Raw genomic sequence first — 14,688 nt, forward strand, 5'->3', positions numbered from 1 at the left:
TCACACAACTTGCAAAACGAAGGTTTTCAGCAATGTATATATGGTTTTTGCCGGGTACCCTGCTACAAATAGGATAGTTAAATATCCTTCTTAATAAATAAGATAGTTAACTATCCTTTTCAAAAAAGATACTATACTATTCTTAAATCCATAAAAGATAGTTTATTAACTCCCATGAAAACTCTGAGCGAACTCTCCGCCACTCTGCGCCAAGCCAAAGACCGCTTGGCGTTGCCGGTCATCGCCATGAGCCGCAACAGCGGCCTGACGGCGGTAACGATACGCGGCGTTCTGGCCGGCAAGAACGACCCCCGTCTCAGCACTCTGATGACGATTGCCGATCAACTGGGGCTGGAAGTGATGCTGCTGCCCAAAGCAGTGGCGTCCTCGATTGCAGCAAAATCGCCTGCTGAAGAAGAAGTGCAAAGCCTGGTAGCCGCAGCGCTGGCGCACAAGGGGGACAATCACGGAGACCGCAAATGAACCTGAGCGCATTGGATATCTTTGTCGCAGAGCGCCAGGCCGGCGTCTTGTTCCAATACGGCGACATGGTGCGCTTCCAGGTCGACCCGGCCTATGCCCAGGATCCGCAGCGCCCCACCTTGTCGCTCTCGATGCGGGCCGCCACGCCGCAACAGGACATGGCTTTGCTGCTCAATCCGCTGGCGGCTATTTTCAACTCGCCCGGCCAGATGCGGTTACCGGCCTTCTTCCAGAACTTATTGCCTGAAGGCGTACTGCGCAAGCAGATCGCGCTGGAGCGCAACTGCGCCGAAGACAACCATTTTGAACTGCTGGCCGCCTGCGGCCGCGACTTGCCGGGCGCAGTCAGGGCTATCCCGACCAAATTGACGCGAGCCATGATGACGCGCCTGGTGACGCAAGACCAGGAAGCCATAGAAGAAAGCGTGATAGCGGCGCCGCTGGTGGATGGCGTCTCGATTTCCGGCATGCAGCCGAAGCTGGCCCTGATCCAGGAAGGCGGCCGGTATGTCAGCCGCACCCGCCACAAAGACGCCCATATCATCGGCAAGCTGCCCACCGCGCAGTACGACCATCTGCCGGAAGTCGAGCATCTGTCCTTGCAACTGGCGCAAGCCGCCGGCGTCACCGTGTGCAGCGCCAGCCTGCAGCCGCTGGCCGCGATCATGGCCGAGCACCCGTATGCGACAGGAGAAAACCAGCAGTTCCTGGCCGTGCAAAGATTCGACCGCGATCAGCCGGGCCGGCTGCACGTAGAAGATTTTTGCCAGATACTGGGCGTCGATCCGGACAAGAAATATACCGGCGCCACCTATGCCGACATGGCGCTGGTGATGCAGGCGGTGCCGGGGCTGGGCGAGGCTGCCTGCCATGAATTATTACGCCGCATCACCGTCAACGAGCTGATCGGCAATTACGACGCCCACCTGAAAAATTTCGGCATCCGCTATCTGGCCGATGGCCGGATTGAATTCTCGCCGGCGTATGACGTGGTGGCCTATAGCGTGTACCTGAACGGCAGCGGCCACGCCCTCAAATTTGCCGAAGGCCAGGCCAAGCGTTCGTTCCTGTCGCCACTCACGTTGCGCGCTTTCGCCAACCGCAGCGGCATGCTGGAGCCGCCGCTGCGCCAGGTAATCGCCGAGGTCTGCAAAAAAGCCTTGGCTGCATGGCCGGAGCTGATTGCCGCCAGCCAGTTGCTGCCGCATCAAAAAAACCGGCTGACCGACTATTTCATGGGCCGCGGCATCATCGCCGGCTTGCGCGCAAGGCAAGCCAGGCAGAGCGCAAAAGCCGGCGGTGGCTAGCACAGTGTTTGCCGCTTGCATGGCCGCCCGATAAAAAAATATCTGCTCCGCAAAAATCGTCAGAATCCGCTAATATCTCCCCTTCCCTCGCATAAGGATAAGCAATGCCAGCAACTGTAGACCAAGCCCAACCAGGCATTCTCGCAGCACTCGCGCCACTCGGCCGTTCGCTCACATTTCGCCTTCATGGTCAAAACCCGCAAGCAGCATTAACCCGCCTGCGTGATAATTTTGCGGCGGACTGGGGTGTGGTCGGCTTGGGTGCGCCTTTAGTCCATGCACTGGACCAGCACGTCGCCGGCCTGCGGCCGTTTCCGCCGCTTGAAGGACTTGGCTGCGCGGCGCCGTCGAGCCAGCAGGCCATGTGGATTCTGTTGCGCGGCAGCGACCGCAGCAGCCTGTTCGAACGCACCGCGCAACTGGTCGAGCTGCTGGGCGACGCGCTGGTGCTGGAAGACGCGCTGGACACCTTCCGTTACCGCGACAACCGCGACCTCACCGGTTACGAAGACGGCACCGAAAACCCCACGGACGCCGCCGCAATCGCCGCCGCGCTGGTGGCGGAAGGCGTCGGCCGCCAAGGCTCAAGCTTTGTTGCGGTACAGCGCTGGATCCATGACTTGCCACGTTTCCGCGGCTTCCCGGTGGAACAACGCGACGCCAGTATCGGCCGCCGGATCAGCGACAACGAGGAAATCGAAGATGCGCCGGAATCGGCTCACGCCAAGCGTGCGGCGCAGGAAAGTTTTACGCCCGAGGCTTACATGGTGCGCCACTCCATGCCATGGGATAACGGCAAGCAGCAAGGCACCGAATTCATCGCTTACGGTGAATCCAGCGATCGCTTCGAAAACGTCTTGCGCCGCATGCTGGGGCTTGAAGACGGCGTAGTCGACGCCTTGTTCAGCTTTTCGCATCCGGTCACCGGCGGCTATTACTGGTGCCCGCCGCTACAGAACGGCCGCCTCGATCTGCGCAGCATCGGCTTCTAGGCATCTTCAGCGTGACTATCATCCAGCTCTCGCTACCTGCCGCACGCGCCCTGCAACTGGCGGCGCAAGGCTTGCTCAATCCGCTGCGCAAGAAAGCGGTCAAGCAAGACGTGCTGGCCACTATCCGCCAAATGGGGGTACTGCAAATCGACACCATCCATGTGGTGGCGCGCAGCCCTTATCTGGTGTTGTGGAGCCGGCTCGGCAGCTATCAGCAGAGCTGGCTGGATGAATTGCTGGAGGAACGCCATCTGTTCGAGTACTGGGCGCACGAAGCCAGCTTCCTGCCGATCGAGGATTACGGTTTATACCGGCACCGCATGATCGATCCCGGCTCCATGGGCTGGAAATATTCGGCCAAATGGATGGAGGAACATCGCAGCACCATAGACCAGCTGCTGCAGCATATCCACCAGCACGGCCCGGTGCGTTCGGCCGATTTCAAACGCACCGACGGCAAAGGCGGCGGCTGGTGGCAATGGAAACCCGAGAAACGCTCGCTCGAAGTCCTATTCACCGCCGGCCGCCTGATGATCGCCAAGCGCCATAATTTTCATCGGATTTACGATCTCGCCGAGCGCATCCTGCCGGATTGGGACGACGCCCGCATGCCCTCCACTGCCGACACCCAGCGCACCTTGCTGCTGAAGGCGGTACAGGCGCTGGGAGTGGCAAAATCGAGCTGGATCGGCGATTACTTCCGTACCGCCAAGAGCCGTCCCGAACCCGATCCCGAAACCCTGGTCGAGGATGGCAGCCTGCTCCGCGCCACCGTCGAAGGCTGGCAACAGCCGGTATATATTCACCCGGCGCATCGTGAACTGGCGCTGGCGGCAGCCGACGGTTCGTTAAAACCCACCGCCACCAGCCTGCTCTCGCCCTTCGACCCGCTGGTATGGGACCGCAAGCGCGCGCTGGAACTATTCGATTTCGATTACCGGCTGGAATGCTATACGCCCGAGGCCAAGCGCAGCTACGGTTATTTCACGCTGCCGATTCTGCATCGCGGCGCGCTGGTAGGACGGCTGGACGCCAAAGCCCACCGCAGCCAGGGCGTGTTCCAGGTCAAAGCCCTGTATCTGGAACCCGCTACCCGCGCCAGCCAAAGATTTGTGACCGAACTGGCCGCAACCTTGCAGCGTTTCGCTGCGTGGCATGGCACGCCGCAGGTGGTGCTTGATCAATGCACGCCACGCAGCTTTCGGAGCATGTTGAAAGCGGCGTTGGCTTAATCCGCTTCTCAATTTGTATTTTCAACTCGCCTTCAGCAGATCCTTGCTGGAGCCGAGGCCAAACACACGCGGCCGGCCGATGCCGTAACCCTGGGCAAAATCGACGCCGATCTCGGTCAGCGTCGCGATAATCCTTTCATTGACGGCAAATTCGGCAATCGTTTTTTTGCCCATCAAATGACCGATCTTGTTGATCGCCTCGACCATCGCGTAGTCGGTCGGGCTGTTCAGCATGTCTTTGACAAAGCCGCCGTCGATCTTGATGAAATCGACAGGCAGATTCTTCAGGTAGGCAAACGAGGACATGCCGGCGCCGAAATCGTCAAGCGCAAAGCGGTAGCCCACGCTTCTTAATTCCTGGATAAAGTGCGCGGCTTTGGCAAAATTGGCAATCGCGCTGGTCTCGGTGATTTCAAAGCAGATGATTTGCGGCGCTATGCCGTATTTCACACGCTGCTCCTGTACAAAATCGAGAAAATCGCTGTCGCCGACGCTGGTGCCGGACAGATTGATGGCGCAAGTCTGGATTGCCAGGCCGCGCCCTTGCTGACGCATTTTCGCCAGCGTGGCAAACACCGTGGAGACCACCCAGCGGTCGATGGCCGGCATCAGGTTGTAGCGCTCGGCGGCAGGAATGAACACCATGGGCAGCACCAGATTGTTGTCCTGGTCCAGCATGCGCAGCAGGATTTCAAAATGCGCGCCATGGCTGGGCGCCTGGCCCAGGGCGACAATCTCTTGCGAGAACAGGCAGAATCTGTCATGGGTGAGCGCTTCATTGATACGGGTGATCCACTCCATCTCGCCATGCCGTATCGACAGTTCGCTGTCATCCAGACGATACTCATGCACCCGGTTGCGGCCCTTTTCCTTGGCCAGGTAACAAGCGGCGTCGACCGCGCTCATGATCTGGCCCAGCGTATGCATTTCGCCCGCCAGGTTGATCAGGCCGATGCTGACGCCGATGGTGAACGGCCGGTTGCTCCAGACGAATTGAAAATCGGCCACCGTCTGCCGCAGTCCTTCGGCAATCCGCAGCGAATGTTCGACCGGACAGTTCTCCAGCAATACGCCGAATTCGTCGCCGCCGAGACGGGCGATGGTGTCGGTATCGCGCAAACGCTGTTTCAGCAGCACGCTGACTTGCCGTATCAGTTCGTCGCCGGCGGCATGGCCGCAGGTGTCGTTGACCACCTTGAATTGATCCAGATCCAGGTACAGCACCGCATGCTGGCGTTGCTGATCGCGCGAAGTAATCATCGCCACCGTCAGCCGCCGCTCGAACTCGCGGCGGTTGATGAGCCCCGTCAATTCGTCGTGGCTGGCCTGATACGACAGCTGGGCGGCGTATTCCCGGTCCTTGCTGACATCATGCAAGACCAGCACCGTGCCGATGGTTTCGCCGCTCAGATTGCGGATCGGCTCAGCCGACAGATTGACGGCGACTTCGCTGCCGTCGTTACACACCAGCAGCAGATTGGAAGCGTTATCGACAGGCAGGCTATTGTCCAGAATCCGATGGATCAGATCGGGGATCCGGTAACCCGATGTTTCGCTCACCACGCTCAGGATTTTTTCCAGCGGCAAACCGCGTGCCGACGCCAGCGTCCAGCGGGTCAGGATTTCTGCGGTTGGGTTCAAGTATTCGACCAAGCCGTCGGTGCTGAGCGTAATCACCGCATCGCCTATCGATTCCAGCGTAACCTGGGCGCGCTCCTTGGCTGCATACAGTTGCTCTTCGGTCCGTTTGCGGGCGGTGATGTCGGTCACCGAACCGGCCATGCGCACCGGCTGGCCGGCAGCATTGCTGGTGGATTGCGCACATGAACGCACCCAGCGCAATTCGCCCGACCTGGTGACAATCCGGAACTCGATGTCACACGGCGAATTATCGTGCAGATGCGAGGTCAGTGTAGCCCGCACCGCATCCAGATCCGAAGGATAAATGCAGTTAAGGAACTGCAGCGGCGTCGGCTCGGGGTCTTCCAGCGTGTATCCCAGCAACTCCTTCATACGTGGCGAATAGTAGATGTTATCGGACTGGATATCCCAGTCCCACAAGCCGTCGTTACTGCCCAGCATCGCCAGATGCAGGCGCTCCTCGCTGATTTTCAGCGCTTCTTCGAAGCGGTCGCTCTTGATCAGGATATAACGCGAAATCCAGCTGCCGAAAATCATCAATGCGATGGCAATCGCCAGCGTCGCCAACAATAGCCAGCGCTGGGCCTGGCGCGACGATTCTCCCAGGCTGGCTGAAAAGCGCCGCTCCAAGGGCGTCAGACGGGCGTCTATCTCGCGGATACGGCCGATACTGGCTGCCATCGTCAGCGGATCCGGATTGCCGGCAGCAATCGCCGCATGCAAACGGCCGGCTTCGGCACTCAGCTCCTGGATCAGCTGATCGCCGAACGTCCAGTTGGCGAGCGGTTCTTTCAGCAAGCTGAAATTCTTGAAATAACGATACAGGCGGATGATGCCGCCTATATCGTCGGGATGGTTGCCGCCGTCCAGAAAGCCCTGGCGCACAACTTGCAGATCCGGATCAGGCTTGTCCAGCTCCGCCCTGGCCTTCTGATCGCCGATGGGCACAGCCAGCGCCTTCAAGACTTTCTGGTAATCGGCATCGGCTTGCGTGACCGCATATTGATTCAGGTGGAATACCGCCTCCTTCTGCGCTTTCGACCACAGGCTCTCGCCGCTGATAAAAGCCCGCACCGAAGACAGGATATTCATGCTGAACGCCAGCAGCCCCACCATCAAGACCACAATCGCCAGAAAAGGCAGAATCACCCTGATCCAGCTCACGCCGCCATCCATAGTCAAAAATTTCTTCAATTGCTGCATCACAAACCTCGCTGAAGAATTTGCACAGTCAGAAGCTTTAGCTGGATTGCAGAAAATTGCGCAAAACGACACTACTTGAAACCGGACCTTGTATGCGCCATGATACGACCAATAGTTTCCAATTAGCAAGTTTATTGGTGAGAGATAAACTAATCGGCTGCAATGCGTTGTTTACGTCCGTGCAAGCCTCCTGAAACGCCGGCTGGCGATGGCCGCCAGGTAGCGGAAAAGCGTTGCCTTGCGCCTTGCCCGGCCATTGGTAAATCTTGCCGATACCGATGTATTGGTCCAACCCCAAATTGTCTGAACGTTACCCATATCAGCCGTGCTACCATCGCCGGTTTGCCATCCCTCACTTGACTCATTCATGACCCAGTCTTTGCTCGTCGATAACGTCGCCGCCAGCAGTTTTTGCACCCACCCGGATATTTTGCACGGGCCGGCTCAGCCAGAGCTGATACGCGACGAAGTGCTGGCCGATCTGCTTGAGGCCACCGCCGCTCGCGTGCCGGACCAGATCGCCATGGTATTTGGCGAGCGCCAGCTGAGTTATCGCGAACTCAACCATTGCGCCGACCTGGTGGCTTCACGCCTGATCGCCGCCGGCGTCGGGCCGGGCCAGATCGTCGGCTTGTGGCTGCCACGCGGCATCGACCTGCTGATCATGCAAGCCGGCATCGCCAAAGCCGGCGCCGCCTGGCTGCCGCTAGACGCCGATACGCCGCCAGAGCGCATCGCCGTCTGCCTGGAAGACGCCCAAGCCCCCGGCATTGTCAGCTGCCGGCAATTCGCCCCACGCCTGGACTTGGGCCAAATTGCCTGCCAGGTCTGGACTGCAGAACAGTTGCTGGCCCCCGCCAGTTCCGACGCGCCGCTGCTGCGCCGCCAAAACGCCAGGCGCAGCGATCCGGCTTATGTGATCTACACCTCCGGCTCGACCGGCAAGCCGAAAGGCATCGCCATCACCCAAGGCGCCATCTGTCATTTCCTGCGCAGCGAAAACGCCGTATTGGGCGTTACCGTCAGCGATCGCGTCTACCAGGGGTTTTCGGTGGCCTTCGACATGTCGTTCGAAGAAATCTGGATCAGTTACCTGGCCGGCGCCACGCTCTGGATCGCGCCCAAGGAACTGGCCTCCGATCCGGAAGCCTTGCCGCTGGCCCTGGCGGCGCATGGCGTTACCGTATTGCATGCGGTGCCGACCCTGCTGGCGCTCTTCAACCAGGATGTGCCGAGCTTGCGCATCATCAATCTCGGCGGCGAAATGTGTCCGGAAGCGCTGGTCAGCCGCTGGGCAAAACCTGAATCCGGCCGGCAAATCTTCAATACCTACGGCCCGACCGAAGCGACGGTATCGGCCAGCCTGGCCGAACTGCACGCCAACCAGGCGGTAACCATCGGCCGCCCCTTGCCTAATTACGGCTTGCTGGTGATCAATCCGGCTGTCGAAAACGGCTTGATCCTGTTGCCGCGCGGCGAAGTGGGTGAATTGTGCATTACCGGCCCCGGCGTTGCCGAAGGTTATCTGGGACGGCCGGAACTGACGGCCGAGAAATTCCTGAGCAATCCCTGGTCTAGCGGCGGCCATGACCGCCGCTTGTACCGCACCGGCGACCTGGCCCGGATCGAAGCCGACGGCCGGGTCCAATGCCTGGGCCGTACCGACGACCAGGTGAAGATTCGCGGCTTTCGGGTCGAACTGGGTGAAATCGAAGAAGCGCTGGCGCGCCAGCCGGGTGTCGGCACGGTGGCGGTGATATTGCGCCAGGAAGACGGCATCGACCAGTTGATTGCTTTCATCGTGCCGGAGAGTGGTTCTGAAGTTGTACCTGCAGCTCTGCGCAACGCCCTGGCCGAACGGCTGCCACCCTACATGGTGCCCGGTTTCTTTGAGCCCATGCAGGAAATGCCGCGCCTGACTTCCGGCAAAATCGACCGCAAGGCGCTCAAAGCCAGGCCGTTGGCCGCCATCAGCGCGGGCAACGCCGGCCTGGATTCGGACAGCCCCGAGACGCCGGCCGAAGCAGCCCTGTTTGCCGCGCTCAACAAACTCTTCCCCGGCCAGCCTATCCAGCGCAGCGCCGATTTCTTCAACGATCTCGGCGGCCATTCGCTGTTCGCGGCAAAACTCGCCTCGGCTCTGCGCGCCAATCCCGATTTCGCCCATGTGACGGTGCGCGACATTTACATGAACCGCACCGTTGGCCGCATTGCTCAGGTATTGGCGCTGGCGCCCGCCGCCGGCATCGCGGTCGACACCAACTGGAGCGCGCCGTCGGACCTGAAACGCTGGTTGTGCGGCGCCGCCCAAGCGGCTGCCGTGCCCTGGCTGGTGGCGATGCGCATGATGCAGTGGCTGGCGCCGTTTTTCACCTACCACTTCTTCACCGGCGATCCAGGCGATTCCATCGCCCGCGCCATCGCGGTGTCGGTCGGCGTGTTCCTGCTGGCCACCTTGTTTGAATTCGCGATTGCGATCGCCGCCAAATGGCTGATCGCAGGGCGCCTGAAAGCCGGCCGCTACCCGCTCTGGGGAATTACTTATTATCGCTGGTGGCTGGCGGATCGCCTGATCGAGGCGGCGCCGGCCTATCTGCTGAGCGGCTCGACGCTGTACAGCTGGTGGTTAAGAGCGCTCGGCGCCCGCATCGGCTCCGAAGTCATCATCGGCTCGATGACCTTGCGTGCTCACGACCTGCTCACCATCGAGGACGGCGTGAGTATCGGCAACGCCGTGAATTTTGAAAACGCCCGGGTCGAACATGGCCAGCTAGTGCTGGGGCCGATCACGCTGCAACGCGAAAGCTGCATCGGTTCTTACGTCGTCATGGAAGGCGACACCGGTGTCGGCGCCTTCGGCCATGTGGAGGGCCAGAGCGCCATCAGCGAAGGGCAGACGGTGCCGGCCGGCCGTGTCTGGAGCGGTTCGCCGGCGCGCGACGCCGGTGCTTTCGATCAAGCCGCAAAGCCGCCGCGGCCGCCGGTCACCCGCACGCGTCAGCTGGGCGAGTCGATATTTTTCCTGTTCGGCGCACTGCTGATCACCACCCTGTTCTTCATGCCGGTGTTTCCGAGTTTCATCCTGATCGACTGGCTGGACGATACCGATCGCTTCCCCTGGCTGCAAAGTAATAACGTACCGTTCCAGCTGAGCAAATATTTCGTGCTGGCCTTCCCGGCAACTGCGATCCTGATCGTGTGCACCGCCTTGCTCTCGGCCGGCATACGCTGGAGCCTGCTGCCGCGCATGCGGGCCGGCAGCTGGCCGGTGCGCAGCAATATCTATTGCAGCAAATGGCTGGTCAACCAGATTCAGGAATCCAGCCTGAGCGTCTTGCACGGCGTCTACGCCACCGTCTACGCGCCGTACTGGTACCGCCTGCTGGGCGCCAAGATAGGCCGTCACGCCGAGATTTCGACCGCGCTGGGCGTGGTGCCTGACATGCTGACCCTGGGCGACGACACCTTTATCGCCGACGCCGTATTGCTGGGCGACGAACAGATCGACGGCGGCTGGATAACCATGAAGCCAACGGTGATCTCGCGCCGCAGTTTTGTCGGTAACGGCGCTTACGTGCCGGATGGCAGCATTCTGCCGGAGAACGTCTTGATCGGCGTCCATTCGCGCACGCCGGACAACCACCGCATGCAGCCCGGCGACACATGGCTCGGCTCGCCGCCGATCAACCTGCCTGCGCGTGAGCAGACCAGCGGCTTCCCGGAACACCTGACATTCCGCCCGTCGCGCCGGCGCCGCCTGGGCCGTGCGCTGGTGGAAGGTTTCCGCATCGTCTCGCCGCATGCGATCGTGATCGCGGTCGGTTATACCGTGGTATTGAATCTGATGCCGCTGGCCGGCGCCGGCCAATGGAGCGAGGTCATCTCCCTGCTCACCACTGCCGGTTTGCTATATGGCATTGGCACTTTCATTTTTATCGCCGCCCTGAAATGGCTGCTGATCGGACGCTACAAGAAGTGCAGCGTACCGATGTGGACACCGTTCGTCTGGCTCTCGGAAGGCGTGACCAATCTGTATGAAGGGATTGCTATTCCGAATTTCATGAACTATCTGCGTGGCACGCCGTGGCTGCCGCTGGCCTTCAACCTGCTGGGGTGCCGTATCGGCCGCGGTGTTTACATGAATACCACCGACATTACCGAGTTCGATTGCGTCACCATCGGCGCCTACAGCGAACTGAATGCCCAGGCGTGTCCGCAGACTCATTTGTTCGAAGACCGGGTCATGAAGATCGACCACGTCAACATCGGCAGCCGGGTCTACATGGGGCCGCGCAGCTTCGTGCTGTACGGTGCAGCGGTCGGCGACAATGCCAAGCTGGGTGCACTGACGCTGGTAATGAAGGGCGAATCGATTCCGCCGGCAACCAGCTGGCGCGGCTGCCCGGCGGCGCCGGCAAGGAACTTTTAATCCGCAGGTCCCTGGTACGAGTCCAGGTCGGGGAGTCAAGATATATAAGGGTCAGCTACATGCTGGCCCTTTTCTGTTTACGGCTCTTGCGCCATTGGGTCTCCAACCTGGAGACTTTTAACATGGCACAAATCCGCAAGCGCGGTCCATCGCCGTATCAAGTACGTGTTCGCATCAAGGGACACCCCCGAAACCTCTCAAACATTCCCCTCTCATACCGAAGCTGCTCTTTGGCCTACACAACGGAAACAGCAATTGCTCCGAGGTCTGGGAGATGCCCTAAAAGAAGCAGACGCTTTAACGCTTGGAAATGCACTTACACGCTACTCCATCGAAATTACCCCACACAAGAAAAGCGCATCCAATGAATTCCGGCGCATTAATGACTGGAAACTTCATCCGCTAGCCTTCCTCCCCTTACCCTCCATGCGAGGCAAGCAACTTGCCGAATATCAAGATAGCCGCACGGCGGGGTCAATCGGTGCAAACACTGTACTCTTAGAACTCGCACTCATTTCTCACCTGGATGAAGTGGCACGGAAGGACTGGGGGCTGAAGCATCTCTGCAATCCTGCCAAACTGGTCCGCAAACCCAAGCTGGCGGGAGGACGCACAAGACGCCTGCAATCCAGTGAGGAAGATCAGCAAGACCTTCGCGCAGTTCGATTCGTGCCCTTCGACAACCGGCCAATGGTCCTTACCCGCCGAACCGGAGCAAGCCATTCATAACGTTTGTGCCGTCTAATCGCGGGAACGAGAGGGGGACGGGGGATATGACAGTTCTGAGTTCGTCAAAGGGGTCACGAATTTTTCTGGCTAACTATTTTTGATATCCCGCCAGTCATCCTAATGCGCCACGGGAATTAGTTTCATTCTGTACATTCCCAATTATGTGTTAGAGGCAACATTTGCATGTTATTATTTTGCAACATTTAATTAGATGTATGGCTACCGCAGGTCGATTCAACTTTCAATTTGACAGTCTGGGGCTGCATGAAAAAAGATGATATTGAAGTATGTCGCCAACTAGCGGAAATCTTCGTTGCTAAACGCGGCGGCGGCAATATTGACCTACAGCTAGGCGATGGCGGCTCCGCAGTGGTGTTTCTCTGGGACCAAACATCCGCGAAGCAAGCCCTTAAAGTTTATTCTCCAGCTTTCTTTACCTCCGACGCCGCGCCTGCGGAACGCTTCCGATTGGAACTGCAACGAAGGCTAATCAATCAACATTGCATTTCCATGGTTGATACGCTGGCTGTTGACGAGGAGAACGGGACTTGTTTTGTCACAATGGAGTTCTTTGCTGGAGTAGAACTAAAACGGGTCATCGCTGCCGTGCCGGACGAAGCGATTTTTCCACTTATTCACCAACTCGTTGAGGCGGTACAGTTTCTTGAGAAATTCGATTTGGTACATCGCGATATCAAGCCGGAAAACATACTTATATCGCGCGACTTTACTCAACTCAAACTGCTTGATCTTGGAGTTGTGAGAACAATTTCAGACGATGAAGACCGAGTCGACGGCACGGACCATGGGGACAAACGGCCATTTATCGCGACTGCACAGTATAGCTCTCCTGAATATCTTTTCCGCCTTGAGCCGCCCTCCCCCGCACTCTGGAAAGCATTGACCATCTATCAGATAGGTGGCGTACTTCATGATTTAGTTCGTAAGAGACCTCTTTTCGAAAAGGCAGTAGCGGCAGAAAACAAATATGCACTTGCGATGGCAGTAATGCGCGAAGCGCCCGATTTTTCAGGAGTGCAGTCTCATAACTCTCGCTGGGCAGCACTTGCAGCGAGATGTCTTACAAAGGATAGCCAGCTAAGATTGCAGATTGTGGATTGGTCTGACTTTTCCGAGCGTACAGAGCCTGGCAAAAACAAACTGAAGCGTCTGTTATCTAATCGTGCAGCAAACACCGCCCGCGCGGAGCTTGATCAAACTCAAGCACGGTTATTGCGAACGGCGAGACGTGAATCACTTGAAAGACTGGTCGAGGAGTTAAGAAAACAACTTATCGCCGAATTCTCACCGCAATTGCGGATAAGTCAGCTAGGCAGAAATGAAAACTGCATTTGCCTTCATCTAAAACTCACTGAAGTTCAATTGGGATTAGGACTAGCCGTCGAGTGCTCTTGGGAATCAGGTATTCGAGAGAAATTTGCATCAGTTCAGGTCGCTGTACGGGCGGCTCTTGAACGTGACGATATCGAATTTAATGGTGAATATCTTCCCATTGGGGAACTCATTGTAGATGATCAAGAACAACGACAACTCCTAGATACTCTTGTCGACGCAATGAGTAATATGCTCGTCAAACATACCGAATTGAACGACACCGGACACCTTACTGATGGGATGGACTTAGTAGCGCTGACCAAAATCAACCTAAACTAGGGAGAATAAAATGCAAGGTAGCTGGTGGACTAAATTGGAGCAAATGGATGAAGATCAAAAACGTTTCGTTCATCTAGACGCCGACGGCAGACATTTACTTATAGGCCCTCCAGGTTCAGGGAAAACAAATCTCGTCGTGATGAGGGCCCGCTTCATCTACGGCAGTGGACTTAAGAATGTGCTGGTGTTAACGTTCACACGCTCTCTGCGGGATTTTATACACATGGGTGTGGTGGAAAAGAAATATCTGGAACCCGAACAAATTCAGACTTTCAAACGCTGGGCCTTTTCTCACATAGCATCGTATGCCCCAGAACTCCTGAGTTCATATGATAAAAATGCAACTTTCGAGATTCAAAGACAACAGATTCTCAAAATGCTATCCGTTGCAAATCAACGGGTGGGGGGGAAAAATCTCTATGATGCAGTTTTGATTGATGAAGTCCAGGATTTACTTATCGACGAGGTACAGGCACTCATGCAACTCTCCGATCGCGTAACAGTAGCAGGGGACACCAAGCAAATGATTTATGAGTCGGGCCAAACTATCTCATCACTTGAAAGCCTTGGTTTTCATAAGACGGAATTGCGTTATCACTACCGAATCGGCACTGCTATCGCAGATGTGGCTGACAAGGCCCTCCAGCCGAAAAAAGATGCTGATCGACTGAGAGCCAACTGTAACTATAAGGAAGACGAACAGCAGTCGCGTGCCGAATTATTGGAATTTTCTGATCGGCAGGCACAATTCGATGCTATGTATAAGACAGTCGAGCGACAGCTTAGATCGTACCTCGGAGAAGGAATTGGCATTATTGTTCCTCGTACATTTATGGTTAATGAGCTAAGAGCCATGTTCGATAAAACGCCACTAGGATCGACAATTGCCTACCACACCGACGAGGCTAAGGAGCACTCGTTTCAATCTGGAAAACTGATTCACGTCATCGTTTTAAAATCATCAAAAGGAACTGAATTCCGTGCTGTACACCTGTTTG

At 57.4% G+C, this 14,688-nt stretch carries 10 protein-coding genes; 8 read left to right on the top strand and 2 right to left on the bottom strand.

What is annotated here, in order from left to right; genetic code table 11:
• Nucleotides 1–174: 174 nt before the first annotated feature.
• The 4 genes from KHU33_RS17970 (at nucleotide 175) to KHU33_RS17985 (ending at nucleotide 4,014) form a co-directional block, all read left to right on the top strand.
• The gene (locus KHU33_RS17970; protein ID WP_211465405.1) at nucleotides 175–483 is read left to right on the top strand and encodes a helix-turn-helix domain-containing protein; all 309 of its coding nucleotides are present in this window, start codon (nucleotides 175–177) and stop codon (nucleotides 481–483) included.
• Complete coding sequence (locus KHU33_RS17975) at nucleotides 480–1,790, top strand: type II toxin-antitoxin system HipA family toxin (RefSeq protein WP_211465407.1); 1,311 nt, start codon at nucleotides 480–482, stop codon at nucleotides 1,788–1,790. The genes KHU33_RS17970 and KHU33_RS17975 overlap by 4 nt, the downstream gene beginning before the upstream one ends.
• A 104-nt stretch (nucleotides 1,791–1,894) precedes the next feature.
• Nucleotides 1,895–2,782, top strand: a complete 888-nt coding sequence (locus tag KHU33_RS17980; protein WP_211465409.1) for a Dyp-type peroxidase — start codon at nucleotides 1,895–1,897, stop codon at nucleotides 2,780–2,782.
• Nucleotides 2,783–2,793: 11 nt separating this feature from the next.
• Entirely contained in the window at nucleotides 2,794–4,014 is a 1,221-nt protein-coding gene (locus tag KHU33_RS17985) for a winged helix-turn-helix domain-containing protein (protein ID WP_211465411.1), read from the top strand.
• Nucleotides 4,015–4,035: 21 nt separating this feature from the next.
• Here the strand turns inward: KHU33_RS17985 and KHU33_RS17990 are convergent, their stop codons facing one another.
• On the bottom strand, nucleotides 4,036–6,831 hold the full coding sequence (locus tag KHU33_RS17990; protein WP_230414369.1) for an EAL domain-containing protein: 2,796 nt from the start codon (nucleotides 6,829–6,831) through the stop codon (nucleotides 4,036–4,038).
• A gap of 64 nt (nucleotides 6,832–6,895) precedes the next feature.
• Nucleotides 6,896–7,150 (bottom strand): hypothetical protein, encoded by a 255-nt coding sequence (locus KHU33_RS17995; protein WP_211465415.1) that lies wholly within the window; start codon nucleotides 7,148–7,150, stop codon nucleotides 6,896–6,898.
• A gap of 75 nt (nucleotides 7,151–7,225) precedes the next feature.
• Here KHU33_RS17995 and KHU33_RS18000 point away from each other — a divergent pair, with 75 nt between their 5' ends.
• The 4 genes from KHU33_RS18000 to KHU33_RS18015 form a co-directional block, all read left to right on the top strand.
• Entirely contained in the window at nucleotides 7,226–11,287 is a 4,062-nt protein-coding gene (locus KHU33_RS18000; protein ID WP_211465417.1) for a Pls/PosA family non-ribosomal peptide synthetase, read from the top strand.
• Between the two features lie 255 nt (nucleotides 11,288–11,542).
• Nucleotides 11,543–12,016, top strand: a complete 474-nt coding sequence (locus KHU33_RS18005) for a hypothetical protein (RefSeq protein WP_211465419.1) — start codon at nucleotides 11,543–11,545, stop codon at nucleotides 12,014–12,016.
• A gap of 264 nt (nucleotides 12,017–12,280) precedes the next feature.
• Nucleotides 12,281–13,690, top strand: a complete 1,410-nt coding sequence (locus KHU33_RS18010) for a protein kinase domain-containing protein (protein WP_211465420.1) — start codon at nucleotides 12,281–12,283, stop codon at nucleotides 13,688–13,690.
• Between the two features lie 10 nt (nucleotides 13,691–13,700).
• Nucleotides 13,701–14,688, top strand: a 988-nt coding sequence (locus tag KHU33_RS18015) for an AAA family ATPase (RefSeq protein ID WP_211465422.1), incomplete at its 3' end; no start/stop codon positions are given.

It is taken from the genome of Collimonas silvisoli, from assembly GCF_018305005.1.
Classification (GTDB): Bacteria; Pseudomonadota; Gammaproteobacteria; order Burkholderiales; family Burkholderiaceae_D; genus Collimonas; species Collimonas silvisoli.

What these genes read in the sequence shown, in the direction of transcription:
- KHU33_RS17970 (WP_211465405.1), top strand. Translation starts at nt 175, where the DNA reads ATGAAAACTCTGAGCGAACTCTCCGCCACTCTGCGCCAAGCCAAAGAC.
- KHU33_RS17975 (WP_211465407.1), top strand. Translation starts at nt 480, where the DNA reads ATGAACCTGAGCGCATTGGATATCTTTGTCGCAGAGCGCCAGGCCGGC.
- KHU33_RS17980 (WP_211465409.1), top strand. Translation starts at nt 1,895, where the DNA reads ATGCCAGCAACTGTAGACCAAGCCCAACCAGGCATTCTCGCAGCACTC.
- KHU33_RS17990 (WP_230414369.1), bottom strand. Translation starts at nt 6,831, where the DNA reads ATGGATGGCGGCGTGAGCTGGATCAGGGTGATTCTGCCTTTTCTGGCG.
- KHU33_RS18000 (WP_211465417.1), top strand. Translation starts at nt 7,226, where the DNA reads ATGACCCAGTCTTTGCTCGTCGATAACGTCGCCGCCAGCAGTTTTTGC.
- KHU33_RS18010 (WP_211465420.1), top strand. Translation starts at nt 12,281, where the DNA reads ATGAAAAAAGATGATATTGAAGTATGTCGCCAACTAGCGGAAATCTTC.